This window comes from Pseudomonas sp. 43(2021) (genome assembly GCF_017490805.1).
Lineage (GTDB): Bacteria > Pseudomonadota > Gammaproteobacteria > Pseudomonadales > Pseudomonadaceae > Aquipseudomonas.
The window spans coordinates 1-660 of sequence record NZ_JAFGYJ010000131.1 but is presented as its reverse complement, the minus strand read 5'-3'; the positions used below and the strand labels follow the sequence as shown (position 1 = coordinate 660).

The following is a 660-nucleotide window of genomic DNA, read 5'->3' as shown; positions in this document are numbered from 1 at the left end:
CCACTGCGCCCAGGTCGGCGCCGGCGCCCCGCGCCAGCGCAGCCAGGCGTACATCAAGCTGCCGGCAATGACGAAGCGCACCCCGGCCAGCAACAGCGGCGGCCAGTATTCGACGCCGATGCGGATCACCAGATAGGTCGACCCCCAAATCACGTACAACGCAAAAAACGCAGCGATCAATGGCAGGGAAACACGGCGCAAGGCAGGCATGGGCAGCTCGACAGTCTGATTTCTGTGGACCGGTCATTCTAGAAAGACCGCCGCGCAAAAATAAGTTACAAAACCTGTTTTTCGCGCCGGTACACTTTTGCATGAAAGCAGCTGAGACCGACAAGGTCCTTGTGGGAGCGAGCTTGCTCGCGAAGGCGGTGCATCAGCAGACATCCATCTTGGAGCGTTCCCACGCTCCGCGTGGGAATGCCTCAACGGACGCTCTGCGTTCGGCTGTACAGGGACGCGGAGCGTCCCCGGCTGCATTCCCACGCGGAGCGTGGGAACGATCATTAGGGAAGCAACAATCCGTTCGATAAACGAACACTCAGTCGATTATCGGATTGTTTGGCGAATTTCCCGAGCTTAATCTTCAGTGACTCCGGCGCTGAACCTCGCGCCTTTTTATCACTGGCGATTACTTACAAGAACAGGAGCCCGCTCCATGGC

At 58.3% G+C, this 660-nt stretch carries 1 protein-coding gene; it reads right to left on the bottom strand.

The features are described from left to right. On the bottom strand, positions 1–210 hold a 210-nt coding region (locus J5M71_RS26340), incomplete at its 3' end, for an EamA family transporter (RefSeq protein ID WP_207838399.1). Positions 211–660 lie beyond the last annotated feature (450 nt).